Origin of the sequence: Tardiphaga sp. (assembly GCF_025356345.1) — a bacterium.
In the GTDB taxonomy this organism is placed as follows: Bacteria; Pseudomonadota; Alphaproteobacteria; order Rhizobiales; family Xanthobacteraceae; genus Tardiphaga.
In genome coordinates, this window is the sequence record NZ_JANXTC010000320.1 from 1 (window position 1) to 15,239 (window position 15,239).

The 15,239-nt window shown below is 63.7% G+C and carries 14 protein-coding genes, 1 pseudogene and 1 riboswitch; of the genes and pseudogenes, 4 read left to right on the top strand and 11 right to left on the bottom strand.

Going from position 1 to position 15,239, the window contains the following annotated elements; genetic code table 11:
• From Q0S16_RS19455 to Q0S16_RS19480, 6 genes and pseudogenes are all read right to left on the bottom strand, one after another.
• Positions 1 to 489: pseudogene (locus Q0S16_RS19455) on the bottom strand (phosphomethylpyrimidine synthase); the annotation flags it as partial.
• A gap of 154 nt (positions 490 to 643) precedes the next feature.
• Positions 644 to 1,252 (bottom strand): thiamine phosphate synthase, encoded by a 609-nt coding sequence (locus tag Q0S16_RS19460; protein ID WP_295851734.1) that lies wholly within the window; start codon positions 1,250 to 1,252, stop codon positions 644 to 646.
• Positions 1,239 to 2,021, bottom strand: coding sequence for a thiazole synthase (locus Q0S16_RS19465; RefSeq protein WP_295851737.1), 783 nt, complete (start codon positions 2,019 to 2,021; stop codon positions 1,239 to 1,241). The genes Q0S16_RS19460 and Q0S16_RS19465 overlap by 14 nt, the downstream gene beginning before the upstream one ends.
• A gap of 4 nt (positions 2,022 to 2,025) precedes the next feature.
• The gene (thiS, locus tag Q0S16_RS19470; RefSeq protein ID WP_295851740.1) at positions 2,026 to 2,223 is read right to left on the bottom strand and encodes a sulfur carrier protein ThiS; all 198 of its coding nucleotides are present in this window, start codon (positions 2,221 to 2,223) and stop codon (positions 2,026 to 2,028) included.
• The gene (locus Q0S16_RS19475) at positions 2,214 to 3,230 is read right to left on the bottom strand and encodes an FAD-dependent oxidoreductase (RefSeq protein ID WP_295851743.1); all 1,017 of its coding nucleotides are present in this window, start codon (positions 3,228 to 3,230) and stop codon (positions 2,214 to 2,216) included. The genes thiS and Q0S16_RS19475 overlap by 10 nt, the downstream gene beginning before the upstream one ends.
• Positions 3,218 to 3,358: riboswitch (TPP riboswitch) on the bottom strand. Its footprint overlaps the gene before it by 13 nt.
• Positions 3,359 to 3,412: 54 nt before the next feature.
• Positions 3,413 to 3,913, bottom strand: a complete 501-nt coding sequence (locus Q0S16_RS19480) for a transglycosylase SLT domain-containing protein (RefSeq protein WP_295851746.1) — start codon at positions 3,911 to 3,913, stop codon at positions 3,413 to 3,415.
• A 218-nt stretch (positions 3,914 to 4,131) separates the two neighbouring features.
• Here Q0S16_RS19480 and Q0S16_RS19485 point away from each other — a divergent pair, with 218 nt between their 5' ends.
• Positions 4,132 to 5,616 carry a hypothetical protein gene (locus Q0S16_RS19485; protein WP_295851750.1) on the top strand — a complete coding sequence of 495 codons (1,485 nt, stop codon included), beginning with the start codon at positions 4,132 to 4,134 and terminating at the stop codon, positions 5,614 to 5,616.
• A gap of 2 nt (positions 5,617 to 5,618) precedes the next feature.
• On the opposite strand, the gene Q0S16_RS19490 is transcribed toward Q0S16_RS19485, so the two are convergent.
• Complete coding sequence (locus Q0S16_RS19490) at positions 5,619 to 6,947, bottom strand: ATP-binding protein (RefSeq protein WP_295851752.1); 1,329 nt, start codon at positions 6,945 to 6,947, stop codon at positions 5,619 to 5,621.
• A 15-nt stretch (positions 6,948 to 6,962) separates the two neighbouring features.
• Positions 6,963 to 7,700, bottom strand: coding sequence for a response regulator (locus Q0S16_RS19495; protein WP_295851755.1), 738 nt, complete (start codon positions 7,698 to 7,700; stop codon positions 6,963 to 6,965).
• A gap of 167 nt (positions 7,701 to 7,867) precedes the next feature.
• Here Q0S16_RS19495 and Q0S16_RS19500 point away from each other — a divergent pair, with 167 nt between their 5' ends.
• Together Q0S16_RS19500 and Q0S16_RS19505 are read left to right on the top strand one after the other, a co-directional pair.
• A complete protein-coding gene (locus Q0S16_RS19500; RefSeq protein WP_295851758.1) occupies positions 7,868 to 8,443 on the top strand; it encodes a hypothetical protein in 576 nt (191 codons plus the stop codon).
• 154 nt (positions 8,444 to 8,597) lie between these two features.
• Entirely contained in the window at positions 8,598 to 9,116 is a 519-nt protein-coding gene (locus Q0S16_RS19505; protein ID WP_295851761.1) for a PRC-barrel domain-containing protein, read from the top strand.
• A 66-nt stretch (positions 9,117 to 9,182) separates the two neighbouring features.
• Here the strand turns inward: Q0S16_RS19505 and Q0S16_RS19510 are convergent, their stop codons facing one another.
• On the bottom strand, positions 9,183 to 10,400 hold the full coding sequence (locus Q0S16_RS19510) for an ABC transporter substrate-binding protein (RefSeq protein WP_295851764.1): 1,218 nt from the start codon (positions 10,398 to 10,400) through the stop codon (positions 9,183 to 9,185).
• Positions 10,401 to 10,490: 90 nt separating this feature from the next.
• A complete protein-coding gene (locus Q0S16_RS19515; RefSeq protein WP_295851767.1) occupies positions 10,491 to 12,038 on the bottom strand; it encodes a DUF4403 family protein in 1,548 nt (515 codons plus the stop codon).
• 114 nt (positions 12,039 to 12,152) lie between these two features.
• Here Q0S16_RS19515 and Q0S16_RS19520 point away from each other — a divergent pair, with 114 nt between their 5' ends.
• Positions 12,153 to 14,513, top strand: a complete 2,361-nt coding sequence (locus tag Q0S16_RS19520; protein WP_295851768.1) for a methyl-accepting chemotaxis protein — start codon at positions 12,153 to 12,155, stop codon at positions 14,511 to 14,513.
• An 8-nt stretch (positions 14,514 to 14,521) separates the two neighbouring features.
• Here Q0S16_RS19520 and Q0S16_RS19525 read toward each other — a convergent pair whose 3' ends face one another.
• A complete protein-coding gene (locus Q0S16_RS19525) occupies positions 14,522 to 15,214 on the bottom strand; it encodes a L,D-transpeptidase (RefSeq protein WP_295851774.1) in 693 nt (230 codons plus the stop codon).
• Between the last annotated feature and the right edge of the window lie 25 nt (positions 15,215 to 15,239).

A 15,239-nucleotide genomic window follows, 5' to 3' on the forward strand; every position in this document is an offset into this window, starting at 1 on the left:
CTCGGCGCGCTCGAGCTGCACCTTGCGGCCCAGATTTTCGCGCTCGGCGACGTAGATCATCTCCTTGGTGATGATGCCGGCGCGGGCAAATTCATACTGCGTGATCATCGCATCGCCGACGCCACGCATCGGTCTGTGGTAGGCGGTGAAGGATTTGGCGGCATGCGCCGCGCCGACATTGCCATTGTCTTCCGGCTTGACGTCGCGACCGTCATATTCCTCGACGCCGCCGCGCTCCATCACCCATTTTGCGCGCGGGCGCGCCAGCCCTGCATTGACGTCGATGATGACGTTCGGATCGGTGTAGGGACCCGACGTGTCATAGACCGGCAGGTCCGGCTCGCCGGCGCCCTTGCTCAGCATGATCTCGCGGATCGGCACCCGCAGGTCCGGCGCGCTTTCCGGGATCGCGTAGACTTTTCGCGACGACGGCAAGCTGCCGGTAGTGACCGCGGGCAAGGTGGTGTCGGGGTTGGAGCGGATGTTCATGACGTGGCCTCCGGTGAGATGTCGTTCTTGAATGTCGTCGCGTTCGTCATTGCGAGGAGCGAAGCGACGAAGCAATCCAGTCTTCGCTTCCGGCCTTCTGGATTGCTTCGCCGCCAAGGCGCTGCTCGCAATGACGTGGAGAAAGTGGTGCGCATCACGCCGCCTCCGCGCTCTGGCCGAGCCAGGCGCGCACACGGGCGTCGGGATCTGTGTTCTGGGTGACGTCGCTGACGACGGCGATGGAATCGGCGCCAGCGGCGTAGATCTCGGTGGCCTGTTCGAACTTGATGCCGCCGATCGCCACCAGCGGGATGTCTCCGATGCGCTGCTTCCAGGTGGTGAGTTTCGGGATGCCCTGCGGCGCGAAACGCATCGATTTCAGCGTGGTCGGAAAGACCGGGCCGAGCGCGATATAGTCCGGCGCGGCACGCAGCGCGACTTCAAGCTCTTCGTCGTCATGGGTGGACAGTCCGAGCGTCAGGCCCGCGCGCCGGATCGCGGCGAGGTCGGCGACGGCGAGATCCTCCTGGCCGAGATGCAGATGCTTGGCGCCAATGTCGATCGCCACCCGCCAGTAGTCGTTGACGACCAGCTTTGTCGAGGTGCCGGCCGTTACCGCCAGCGCCTCGCGCATCAGCGTCGTCGCTGCCGCATCATCGAGATCCTTGGCGCGAAGCTGCACGGTGCCGACGCCGAGCGCCGTAAGGCGTTTGACCCACGCGACGCTGTCGACGACGGGGTAGAAGCGGTCAGGATACGGCATGCCAGAACGGGGTCCCAAGGACTGGAGTGGAGGGAGAAGCGAAATCGCGCGCGCCCATCAGGCCCGCCTCGAAAGCAGTGCGGCCGGCGTCGACGCCGAGCCGGAACGCGTTGGCCATCGCGACCGGATCGGCGGCCTTGGCGATCGCGGTGTTGAGCAGCACGGCGTCAAAGCCGAGCTCCATGGCTTCGGCCGCATGCGAGGGTGCGCCGAGGCCGGCATCGACCACCAGCGTGACGTCCGGCAGCCGGTCGCGCATCAGTTTCAAGGCATCGCGGTTGATGATGCCGCGCGCCGAACCGATCGGCGCCGCCCACGGCATCACCACGCGGCAGCCGGCATCGACCAGCCGCAGCGCGACGCTGAGATCCTCGGTGCAATAGGGAAACACCTCGAAGCCGTCCTTGATCAGGATCGCGGCGGCTTCGACGAGGCCGACCAAATCGGGCTGCAGCGTGTCGTTGTCGGCGATCACTTCGAGCTTGATCCATGAGGTGCCGAACAATTCGCGCGCCAGTTTGGCGGTGGTGACGGCTTCGCGCACGCTGCGGCAGCCGGCGGTGTTGGGCAGCACCGCGACGTCGAGTTCCCGGATCAGTGACCAGAACGCGTCGCCGGTCTTGCCGCCGGCGGATTCGCGGCGCAGCGATACCGTGACGATGCCGGCGCCAGAGGCGCGGATGGAGTCCTGCATGATGGCCGGTGACGGGTACAGCGCCGTACCGATCAGCAGCCGCGACGCAAAGGTCTTGCCGTAAAAATCGACCAACGAACTAACCTCCCTGCCGGGGCGTGATGATCTCGATCTCGTCGCCATTTTTCAACGCCGTCTGCGCCCAGACGCTGCGCGGCAGCACGTCGAAATTCAGCGCGATCGCGAAATGCTTGCCCTCGTAGTCGAGTTCGGACAATAGCGCGTCGACATGCGACGCCTGGACGTCGCGATGTTCGCCATTAATGATCACGCGCATTGCATCACCTCATTGTCGATCTCACCGCGCTGCACATAGGCCAGCGTCAGCTCCGCCAGCGCCGGCGCCAGCAGGAAGCCATGGCGATACAACCCGTTGACCGAGATGCGCCGTTGCTGAACCGCGATCCGCGGCAAATTGTCGGGAAAGGCAGGGCGCACGCCGGCGCCGAATTCGAGGATCCTTGCTTCGGCAAAGGCCGGATGCACAGCATAGGCGGCGCCAAGCAGCTCCAGCGCCGAGCGGACGCTGACGCCTTGGTCCTCGCTCTCGATCGAGGTGGCGCCGAGCATGAAGCGGTTGCCGTCGCGCGGGATCACATAAAGCGGCCAGCGCGGGTGCATCAGGCGTATCGGGCGCGACAACTGCACCTCGTCGGTTTCGACGATCACGATCTCGCCCTTGACGCCGCGCAGTGCCGGCTGCTGGTCGCGCGCGCTGAGCCCGCGGCAATCGATCACGATGCCGTCGAGATCCCGCGGCCGCTGTTCGCTGTTGTACTTGATGACGCCGCCGGCGGCGGTGATCTGTGCATGCAGCTGCGGCAGCACGCGGCGCGGTTCAACATGGCCTTCGTCGGGATAGAACAGCGCGTTGCGAAACCGGCCTTCCAGCGACGGCTCGATGTCAGCCAGCGCGGCGGCGTCGAGCCGGCGGTGTCCCGCGGTCATTTTGGCAAAGCGCTCGTAATCGGCGCGGTCGCGCGCATGTGCGACGACCAATGAACCGTTGAACGGCGTATCGGGAATTTCCTGATGCCACAGCTGCAGCGCCCGCAGGCCGAGGCGGGAGACCACCGGCTCGGACACTTCGGCCTCGCACCACGGCGCCAGCATGCCGCCGGCCCAATGGCTGGTGGCCTGCTGCATGCTTGCGTCGCCGCGCTCATGCAAGGTCACGGCATGGCCCGCCTTGGCGAAGGTCAGTGCCTGCCAAGCGCCGGCAATGCCGGCGCCGATCACGGCTATGGGGGAATCCCCACGCGCAGTTTGCGTATTCTGTAACATCCCTGTCCCTTCGCCGGCATGACCCGGATCAGGTTCAAAGGGTCACCGCGGTCTCGCACGTCTCTTCGGATGAAGAGTGCCAGCTTGCGGTATCTCAGCTCCTCGTCGGAGCTCCCCTCGGAACGATTGCAATGTAAGCTGATGCGCCGGAGTGTCAACGCACGCCGCCTGAATGGCTCGGCTCAGGGCTTAGGAACCTGCGCATTGGCACCGGCAATTGCCGACTCGGCCGGCTTGTCGGCATTTTTGGCAAAGATTGGCTGGTGCGGCGGGCTGGAAGGCTGGCTTTGCCGTTTGGCAGCATAATAATAACCACCGGCGTAATACGACACCGTGCGGTTGTGGTCGCCATTGGCGGCACGGAACGCGCCAGCCAGATACTTCACGGCGTAAGTCAGGTTGGTGTCGGGATCGCGCAGCCCTTCGGCCGTGCCGGTGTAACCGAGCCCGCGCGCGGTCGCGAGCTTGATCTGCATCAGGCCGATCGTGCCGCCGCGGCCGATCAACGCCGCATGGTATTTGCTCTCGCGCACAATGATGCGGTGCACCAGCGCTTCCGGTACGCCGTTGGCCTTGGCGTGGGTGGAGATTATCGCATCATAGTCGGCTCGGTTCTCGGCAAAGGCGGTTCCGGGAACGGCGGCGAGAGCCAGTGTTGTCGCCAGCCAAAGAGAACGTTTCATCAAGGGGTCTCGACGTTTCAGGGCATTCAAATCCGGCTGCCATTTGCAGCCCGTAGCCTTTCAGCCAGCCTAATCACGCAGAATCAATTATTGTCGCTTAGGGCGCAAATCCTGCCTTTGTGTGGCGAGCTTTGGCACATACCGCCGGGTTTACCAAGAATTATGCCTGGCCATGGTTGGATCGGCCGGCAACCCATTGTTTTCCGTACGAGCGCCCGATGACGATGTCCGCCACCCACGCCGTCGAAATCCGCAGGCCATTGCATGGCTTGCTGCCGCTGGCTGTCGGCCTTGGCACTTACGCACTGATGCTCGCGGCTGGCAATGCGTTGCTCAATGACCCCGACACCTACTGGCAGGTTGTAGTCGGACAATGGATACTCGATCACCGCGCGGTGCCGCGCACCGACGTCTACTCGTTCACGATGAACGGCCAGCCTTGGATCTCGACGCAGTGGTTGGCGCAATTGCTGTTCGGCGCCACCTACCGCGCCTTTGGCTGGGCCGGGCCAGTGGTGCTCACCGCCGCCGCGATCGCGTCCACCTTTGCAATGCTGGCGCGGTTTCTCAGCCAGCGACTGACCAGCAATGCGACGCTGGTGTTTGTCGCGGTGGCGATCGCCCTGATGTTTCCGCATCTGCTGGCGCGGCCGCATGTGCTGGCGATGCCGGTCATGGTGGCATGGGTCGCGGGCCTGGTGGCGGCGATGGACCGCCGCGGCGCGCCGTCCTGGGCCTTGTTGCCGCTGATGGCGCTATGGGCCAATCTGCATGGCGGCTTCGTGCTCGGCCTCGCGCTGATGGCGCCGATCGGCCTCGATGCGATCTGGAGAACTCCCGCGGCAGCGCAGCGATCGCTGCTGCTGCGATGGGCGACGTTCGGGCTGGCGGCGCTCGTGGCGTGCTGTCTGACACCCTATGGCTGGGAGTCGTTGCTGGCGGCGCGGCGTATTCTCAATCTCGGGCAGGCGCTCGCTTTGATCGGCGAGTGGCGGGCGGCGAATTTCGGCCATGCCGGCCCGCTCGAACTGACGGTGCTGATCGCCTTCGCGCTGGTGCTGTGGCGCGGCGTCACATTGCCGCCGATGCGTATCGTTCTGGTGCTCGGCTTCGTGTTCATGGCGCTCAGCCACGTGCGCAATGCCGAGGTGCTGGCGCTATTGGCACCGCTGGTGCTGGCCGGCCCGCTGGCGGCCCAGATCGGTCGCGGTGACAGCGCGGCGGTCACGCCGCCGCGGCGCCTTCTGATCGCTGCTGTTGCGATCTGCGTGATGGCTGCGACCATTCTGGTCGCATCAACGCGGCGCTTTACCCCGGACCTGCGCAATTCGCCGGTGGCGGCGGTCATCGAACTTCAAAAACTTCATCTCAGCCGCGTGTTCAACGATTATGATTTTGGCGGCTATCTGATCGCCAGCGGCGTGCCGACCTTTATCGATGGCCGCACCGAACTGTTCGGTGAGAAGCTGATGGTCGATCACAACAATGCCAGCGGGCTCGCCGATCCCGACGATCTGTTCCGTTTGCTAGCGGACTACAAGATCGAGGCGACCTTGTTGCGGACGCAGAGCGCGGCAACCAAACTGCTCGATCGCGTCGATGGCTGGGAGAAGGTCTATAGTGACGAGATCGCGACCATCCATCTTCGCCGCGCCGGCGCGTCGCATACGCGGTCGCCGGCGGTCCAGCCGGATCTCACATAGGCTCAGGCCGTCGCCACGGCTGGCTCGCGCGGCGGCAGGGTAATTCTCGCGATCAACCCGTGCGGCTGGCGGTCGTTCAGCGTCAGTTCGCCGCCATGGGCCAGCGCCACCGCCCGCGCGATCGACAGGCCGAGGCCGAAGCCAGCGGATTGATGGTCCATGTTGCGGGCGTCGTCGCCGCGCACGAAGGGCTGCAGCATGGCGCTCTTCTGTGGGTCGGAAATTCCCGGCCCATCATCGGCGACATCGATGCTGGATCCGGCGGCGGAGACCGTCAGCCGAATGTTGGCCTCGGCGCCGAATTTGATGGCGTTCTCGACCAGATTGGTGACGGCGCGATGGAGGTCGTCGGGGCGGGCCATCGCCATCGCATGCGATGGTCCTTCATAGGTCACGGCATGGCCGACATCGACGAACTGGTCGGCGATCAGCTGCAACGTGGTGGCGATGTCGGTGAGTGTCAGTGCCTCGAGCTTGCGGTCGTTGCGCAGGAACGACAGCACGGCTTCGAGCATCGAGCGCATCTGGTCGAGGTCGCGCAGCATGTGGCGGCGATGGCCGTCGTCCTCGATGAATTCCGAGCGCAGCCGCAGCCGGGTGATCGGCGTGCGCAGATCATGGCTGATCGCCGCCAGCATCTTGGTTCGGTCATCGATCAGCACCGTGATGCGTTCGCGCATCCGGTTCAGGGCACGCGCCACCGATCGGATCTCCTCGGGCCCGCGCTCCGGCAGTGGTTCGGCGGCGCCATTGAGGCTGAAATCTTCCGCGGCCTTGGCAAATGAGGATAGTGGTGCCGACAGCATCCGCGCTGCCCATAATCCGAGCAGGGTCAGGCTGATAACCACGAACAGCAGCGTCATGAACCAGGGGCCGCCCCAGAACGGGCCATTATGGCGCTCCGGCTTTATGTTCAGCGAAATCAACTCGCCATCCGGCAGCGCGATCCCCAGCCGGTCGCGCGGCTCGCCGGAGATGCGCAACAGGCTGACACCCTCCAGAAGCCGATGCAGGCTGCGTTGCGGATAGTTCGCGCTGTCGTCGACAACGGCTGTGGTGGCGGGCGACAGCGTCTGGATATCGAATTGCGGGAAGGTCCGCGCCATGATCCGCAGCGTCGCGGGCCGTTCGGCCGCCGGCGTCGCAGCGAGCAGTCTGACCAGCGCGACGATTTCGCCATGGCCGCGATCAAACCTCTGATCGCTGGGATCCGGCTGAAACAGCATGAAAGTAGTGGTGACGATCAGATGGATCGCGATGATGGAAACCACCACCAGCGCGGCAATCTGGCCGCTGATCCGCCGGAGATTGACGACGTCGAGAAGCTTCATGTCCGTCGGTCTTGATCAGTTGGTGGTGGCGACGGCTATGGCTTCCACGGTCGGCGTGAACATATAGCCGCCCGATCGCACCGTCTTGATCAGGGTGGCATCCTGCGGGTCGGCCTCGATCTTGCGCCGGATGCGGCTGACCAGCACGTCGATACTGCGCTCGAACGAACCGGCATTGCGGCCCTGGGTCAGATCGAGCAGGCTTTCGCGCGACAGCACCCGTCCCGAGCGTTCGCAGAAGGCACGCAGCAGGTCGAATTCGGCCGACGTCATCGCGACGCGCGCACCGGCCGGGTTGCGCAGCTCGCGCAGCCGGAAATCGATCTGCCAGCCGGCGAAGGACAGCGCGGTGGCGCTTGGCGTCGCGCTGGCGTTGAGGGCGGTGGCCTGGCGGCGCAGTACCGCGTTGATGCGGGCCAGCAATTCGCGCGGATTGAACGGTTTTGGCAGGTAATCATCGGCGCCCATTTCGAGGCCGAGGATGCGGTCAACATCCTCGCCGCGCGCGGTCAGCATGATGATCGGCAACTGCGATTCCGCGCGAACCCGGCGGCACAGGCTAAGGCCGTCCTCGCCGGGCAGCATCACGTCGAGGATCATCAGATCGATCCGCTGGTCGGCCAGCGCCTTCTCCATCTCGCGACCGTCGGCCGCCGTGGTGACGTTGCAGGAATTGGTACGCAGATACTTCGCGATCAGCGTGCGAGTCTCGCGGTCATCTTCGACGACCAGGATATTGGGAGAAATTGCCATGGCGACCCTTTTGGCCGGGATTGAAGTCGTCTGCCGAAGTTTTTTGTTTCGGACTATTGCTGAACCCGAATGGGCAACATGCTGCAACATGTCAGCAAGGCAATAAAAAGACCTCGTTAATATCGTTAACGGAATGTGGAAGCGTCTCAAGCACCTTGGAGCTTCCCATGACCTCGATCTCGGCTGCATCCAGCAGCTCCTACCAGACACCGCTTCAGAAGCTGCAGCAGGAGCTGCAAGCCGAAATCACGTCAGGAAAGATTTCTACGGCCGATCAGGACGCGCTGTCTTCCGCGCTCACCGACATCGACTCGTCACTGCAGGCCGGTAAATCGGGGCAGTCAGGTACCTCGGCGAAGGCGTCGCCGGATGACCTCAAGTCCAAGATCAACGATCTGATCGCCGGCGAAGTGTCCAGCGGCAAGCTGACCGCCGATCAGGCCACTGAATTGCAAGACGTGTTCAAGTCCGCTTTTGCCGGCGGCGCGAATGGAGCGCGCGGGGCTGGTGGCCCGCCTCCCGGCGGTCCGCCGCCGTCCGACGGCACCACCTCCGCCGATAGTGCGTCGTCCACGGACAGCAGCACCACGGACGCCAATGATATTCTGCAGAAATTCATTGCCTCTCTGCAGCAATCCCAGGCGACCTCCAGCTCCAGCCTGTACAGCGCCAATGGTACGTCGTCGGCCTCGGCCAGCAGTCAGGCGTCGTATTCGGCGCTGTTGATCGACTACACCACATAGCCGAGCACCTCCGGTCGTTACTCCGGGCTACTTTTCGCTATTACCCGATCGAAGATGTGGATGTCCGGTCGCCGGACGTCAACAATTTGGCGGGAACCGGAACCGAGTTGATATCGTCGCGTTTCTTCTGCGTCACTCGCAACAGGAGAAATGTATGTTCAGGAAATATATGACAGCTGGTCTGCTTGGATCGGCGCTGCTGACCTCGACCGCATTCGCACAGAGCCCATCGGCCACTACCACGGCGCCGGCCGCGGCTCCCGTGACGGCCTCTGACGCAAACTATAATGGCAATTGGCGAGCCTCCAAGGTCGTCGGCCTCAGCGTTTACAATGAAGCCAATGAAAGCCTCGGTTCGATCAATGATCTGCTCACCGACAAGGCCGGCAATATCAAGGCTGCCGTCATTGGTGTCGGCGGTTTTCTCGGGGTCGGTGAACGGCTGATCGCGGTGCCGTATGACAAGGTCAAGTTCGTGACCGAGCCGGTTGTATCGGCCGCTGCAACGGGCAACCGTCCGGCCTCGCCGAGCAGCACGACCACGGGCGCAGCTCCCGCAACCCCGGCGCCCGCCGCGAAGCCCAATCCCTGGTATCCCGACCACGCTGTTCTCAGTGGCGCGACCAAGGATGAGCTGAAGGCCTTGCCCGAGTTCAAATTCACCACGAACTAGACTGATCTTCTGACCCATTGAGATGAGCGCGTCCGGTTCCGGACGCGCTCATCTTCGTTGATGATGTCAGGACTTATCCTTGACCAGCGGACAGCCGCCCTTGTCGAGTGGCCGGAACGCCTCGTCACCGGGAACTTCCGCCAGCAGCTTGTACAGGTCCCACTCGCCTTTCGATTCCGAGGGCTTCTTGACCTCGAACAGATACATCTCATGCACCATGCGGCCGTCCTCGCGGATCTTGCCGTTCTTGGCGAAGAAGTCGTGGATCGGGGTCGCCTTCATCTGCGTCATGACCTTCGGTGCCTCGTCGGTACCGATGGCCTCGATGGCCTTGAGGTAATGCATGGTCGCTGAATACAGCCCGGCCTGGATCATGGTCGGCATGTGTCCGACTTTCTCGTTGAAGCGCTTCGAGAAGGCGCGGGTGCCCTCATTCATGTCCCAGTAGAAGGCGTCGGTGGCGATCAGTCCCTGCGCTTCCTGAATACCCAGCGAATGGGTGTCGGTTATTTCCTGCAACAGCGCGATCATCTTCTGTCCGCCCTTGAGGATGCCGAATTCGGCGGCCTGCTTCAGCGCGTTGGTGGTGTCGCCGCCGGCATTGGCGAGCGCGATGACCTTGGCTTTGGAGGCTTGCGCCTGCAGCAGGAACGACGAAAAGTCGGAGGAGTTGAGCGGATGCTTGACACCGCCGACCACCTTGCCGCCGGTGGCCTTGACGATGTTGGATGCATCGCGCTCCAGCGCCGCGCCAAAAGCGTAATCCGCGGTGATGAAGAACCAGGTGTCTTCGCCGCGCTGAACCATCGCCTTGCCGGCGACATTGGACAGCGCATAGGTATCGTAGGTCCAGTGCACGGTGTTCGGCGAGCAGGCGGCGCCGGTGATATCCGAGCTGCCGCCGCCGGAATTGATATGGATCTTGTTCTTCTCGCGAGTCAGCGCCGAGACCGGCAATGCCACGGATGAGGTTGGCACATCGAAGATCGCATCGACCTTGTCATTATCGTACCAGTTGCGGGCGATGTTGACGCCGACGTCGGGCTTGTTCTGATGGTCGGCGGAGATCACCAGCACCGGCTTGCCCTTGACCTTGCCACCATAGTCGGCGACGGCCATTTCCGTCGCGACCACCGAGCCCTTGCCGGTGGAGTCGGCATAGAGGCTGGACATGTCGGTGAGGACGCCGATCTTGACGACGTCGTCGGAAATCTGCGCCTGCGCCGCCGTGGCCGACAAGACCAAGGCGAAGCCGGCCACGCAGGTGGCTGTGCTGAATTTCATGGATGGCTCCCTAGACTTTTTGGCGGCTTTTGCCGCTTGGTAGTTCAGCCATCCTGACCGCAATCATCTGACCCGGCAAGGCGGAACAGGCTACAGACCCGGCAACGCCGTCACCGCGACATTGATGACGCCGTCGGCCTCGGCGATCACCCGCAGCGTCCTGGAGTCGAAGCTGATGCCGCCGAGGCGGAGGCTGGTGATCTCGGCTCCGACGCGGATGCCTTCCTCGTTCTTCTGGAAATCGGCGACGACCGCCGCGATCTTCTTCTGTGCGTTGGAGGCGAATGGCTTGAGATCGATGGTGGCGCGTTCCGCCAGCGCGTTCTGCAGCAATGGCATCGCGGCGCGCGCCGCCGGGCCGAGCAGGCCGAAGGCAGCTTCGGATTCCACCGCCAGCGCGATGTCGGTCAGCCGGACGATCTGCGAGGCCGGATCCAGTATCGGCTTGCCCCAGACATGTATGGTGGCGTCGCCGCTCAGTCCGAACCAGCTCTTGTTGGCATTGGCGTTGACCAGCAGCGAGATCAGCAGCCGGTCGCCCGAGGCGGCCACGGTGGCCTTCTTGACCGTAATGCCGACCGCACCGGAGCCGTCTTCCGGAAAAGTCTTGCCGACCAGTTGCGCGTCGATGATCTTGTTGATCTCGGTGAATGGCATGTCGACGGGGATGCCGATGGCCAGTCGGCCGGGGCCAGGCGGGACGATGTTCAGCGTCGCCGGAAACGGGCAATCCGGGGTTGTCTGCGTCGCCGTGACCCTGGTCTCGGCTTCGATCCCGAGCGTCAGTGTCACATGGGTGGCGTCGATATGCGGTTGCGCGGCGACCGCGCGGGTCGGTTTCAGCTCCAGATAAAGGCCCTGCAGCGCGCTGGCGCCATGGAGTGGGATCGAGCGGCACAGCTTGGCCCATTCGCGGCGCGCATTCTGCTCCAACGCCGGATCATTGCGCAGCCGCGCCTGCAAAGCGGCGACCTGCTCGTTGACGGCCTTGTCGATCACCGGTTTGACCTGCGCCGGCACGTTGATGCGCGCGCCGGCCATCGACACGCTGGTATCGCCGAGATTGACCAGCGCGGCGAGATTGGGCTCGACCCGCCAGTTCGTTGCCAGTTGCGGCCGCGCCGAGACCACGACATTGCCGCGGATTTCGCCGGAAGCGTTCAGGTTCTTGATGTTGACGCTGCCGATCTGCTTGGCGACATTGCCACCGAGCAGGTTGCCGAGCGCGCCACCCAGCGCGTCGCGAACGTCGGTCGAGAGCGAGCCGGTCACGTCCAGCGTGCCGGTCAGCGGCGTCGACAGCGTCAGCGTGTCCTGGGCTCCCGTCGCGGCGATCGGTCCGCGCGCCGCCGTCCATTTGATATCGGCGTTCTGCAAAATCTGTTGGGCCGGATTGGCGGCCGTCCCGCTGAAGTTTCGTGGCGCGCCGCGGTCGGCGGCATCGCGGATCGCGCTGAGCGAAATTGCCACCGGAACGATGATGCTGGAGGTATGGGAAGCGGCTGGCAGCGGCGGCACATCGACCAGTGTTGGCGCCGAGCTTGCGCCGCGCGGCGATAGATAGTCCATCACCTTCAGGGCGCCGACAAAGAACGTCGCGACCAGCACGAACGCGATAAGGATCGTTTTAAAACGCATTGCTTCCCCGCTCATTGGAATGCGGAGGTTACAGCAAGGCGTTCATCGGGCAAAGGCTCCGACGGTCGCTCCGGCGATCTGCAAAATGTCACAATTGAAGCTGCGGGGTGTCCGATGGCGCAGACCGCCACGCGCGACCATTTGCGGCGTCCGGTAGATGGCGCGTTCGCTCTGGGCCGCCAATGGTCGGCCAGCAGGCAGAGGCTATCTAAGGTTTGGAAAACGAGTTTGCAGGCGGATAAGCGGCCGTCTGCCAATCACCTGGTCGGCCGGCCCGATCCTCCGGCATGTTTCTTAAATAAGCTAACGCTTTTGAAAGACGGCACAAATATACCTATGCGGCCTCATATTATTGGTGGGTCGAAGGATTTTTTTGTGAAATTGATTCGCAATCTTTCTATTAGAGCTCTGTTGGGTCTCATCATCGGCGCCATGGGTGTGCTGCTCGTCGTGCGAAGCTCGACGTCGCTCGTTGACGCGGTTGTGGCGAGTTCGAATGCCCGACGAATTGCAACCTCGGCCGTCGTCAGCAAGCATCTGTTTCGTGCGCTGATTGGCATGCGGCTCGACCGTGCCAAGGGCATTGCTGGTCTGGTCGGCGAGGATCCCGTCACCAGCGTGATGATTGCCGATATCGGCAGCGCGCGTGCCGATTTCGAGGGCGGATATCGCGATGCCATGACCGCGCTGGCGGCCCTCGATTCAAGGGAGATGACGCAGGCCGCCGACCGCCTCAAGGTCGCACATGACGGCGCCGCGGCGCTATGGCCGCGGATGGCGACGGCGACGCGCCAATCGAAGTCGGCGCGTGACGGGGAGCTGCTGGCAGAATGGTCGAAAGCTTCGCAGTCGATGCTGGATGCCCTTCTGTCCACCACGGACCTGCTGGAGGCGTCGCTGATGCTGGTCGATCCGGTCACCGATCATCTTCTCGCCATCAAGCGTGCCGCATGGACAGCGCGGCTCAGCCTTGGCAATGCCTCGTTGATGACTCAGGTCCCGGTAGCCGCCGGCAAGGCGATGACGGCCCCGGAAGTCCTCGCCTGGTCGAAGGAAGTGGCGCGCGCCGGCGGCGCCTGGGTGTTCGTGCTGGAGGCGGCCGAGCGTGCGACTGCGCCGCGCGCGTTGGTCGACTCGATCAAGGTGGCCAATACCAACTTCAGCGGTCCGTCCGCGGAGGTGGTGAACGCGCTCGTCGCGGCGCTCGCGGCTGGACAGAAGCCGACAGTGAGCATTGAAGAACTGCGCAGGCTCAACACGGTCAACACCGGCTATGTGGTCGACCTGATCAACGTGGCGCTCGATCAGATGGTAAAACGCGCTGACGAGCAGGCCAGCCGGGCGACGGCGACGCTGCTCACCGACGTATTGGTGTTGTTGGTCGCACTTGGGCTTTCGACCGGCGGTTTCCTGATCGTGCGGCGCCGTGTCAGTCAGCGCATCCAGGCGTTGACAGCCACGATCGACAGGCTGGCGCAGCAGGATTTCGTGGCAGCCATCCCAACACTGACCAACGGCGACGAAATCGGCCGCATGCAACAGGCCTTGATGGTCTTGCGCGAGAATGGTCGCGTCCATCAGGCCGCGGTGGAGGCCCGCGCCGTCGAGCAGGACGGAATTACCCGACGTGCTGATATCGTCGACCGGAAATGCCGAGCCTTTGATGGCCAAGTTGGGACCACGCTGGCGGCTGCTGAAGCGGCGGCCTTGCGGATGACCGATGCGGCATCCTCTATGACCGAAGCCACGCAGCGATGTACTTCCGAGGCCAGCACAGTGGCGCTCTCTGCCCGCGAGGCATCGACCGGGGCCGGCACGGTGGCCGCCGCGACGGAGCAACTATCGAGTTCGATCGCCGAGATCAGCCGGCAGATGAACCAGTCTTCCGAGATCTCCGGCGTTGCCATGAGCAAGGCGGAAGAGGCTGACGCGACCATCGCCGGGCTGGCCACGGCGAGCCAGAAAATCGGCGAGATCGTGACCCTGATCAGCAACATTGCTAGCCAGACCAATCTGCTGGCGCTCAACGCGACGATCGAAGCGGCGCGCGCGGGTTCGGCCGGCGCCGGCTTTGCCGTGGTGGCGTCGGAGGTCAAGAACCTGGCGACGCAGACGGCGCGGGCGACCGATGATATCACCAAGCAGATCGCCGACATCCAGGGTATCACGGGCAATGCCGTGGCCGGCGTGCGCTCGATCTCGGCGGTGATCGGACAGATGACCGGCATCACGTCGGCGATCGCAGCTGCCGTCGAACAACAGGGCAGCGCGACCAACGAGATCGCGCGCAATGTTCAGGAGGTTGCGACCGCTGCCAACCAGATTTCATCCAGTATTGTGAAACTCGGCGAAGCGGCGGAACGGGCCAATCATGTGGCAAGCGAGGTCGGTGATGCCGCGGATACGATGTCGGTTCAGGCCGTGGCGCTGAAATCGGACGTTGCCGGCTTCCTCGGCGACATCCGCGCGGCGTAACCCAAAGCCTATCCACGCTTGCCGCTGACATTGTCGGTGCGGCGGTCCATCGGCAGCACGATCACCCGGGTGCCCATATTGACGCGGGAATACAGGTCCGACACGTCCTGATTTGTCAGGCGAATGCAGCCCGAGGAGACCTGGGTGCCGATGGTCTCCGGCATGTTGGTGCCATGGATGCGATAGATGGTACCGCCGAGATATATCGCACGGGCGCCGAGCGGGTTGCCGGGACCGCCGGCCATGTGGCGCGGCAGATAGGGCTGGCGCGCGATCATTTCCGCCGGCGGCGTCCAGGCCGGCCATTCGGCCTTGCGGGTCACCGTCTGCACGCCGGACCAGGTGAAGCCGTCGCGGCCGACGCCGATGCCATAGCGGATCGCCTGACCACCGCCCAGGACGTAGTACAGATAGGTGTTCGGCGTATCGATGATGATCGTGCCGGGCGCCTCGCGGCTGGCGTAGCTGACGATCTGCCGCCGGAACCGCGCCGGCTGTTCGATCACCGCGTTGTCTTCATCTGATTGTGGCGATTGCATCAGCGGCACCGGCGACTGCTGCGCCGGTGGCATCATGAAGAACGGAAACAGTGGTAGCGGCGTGGCCGCGGCGGAGCCGGTCAAGGCCAGCGTGCCGATCGCCATCGCGCTCAGGGCGACAGCGCTACGGTGGAGGATTTTTCGGTTGATGAAGTCGGTCATGGTCATTCTCTGTTTGAGCGCCCTG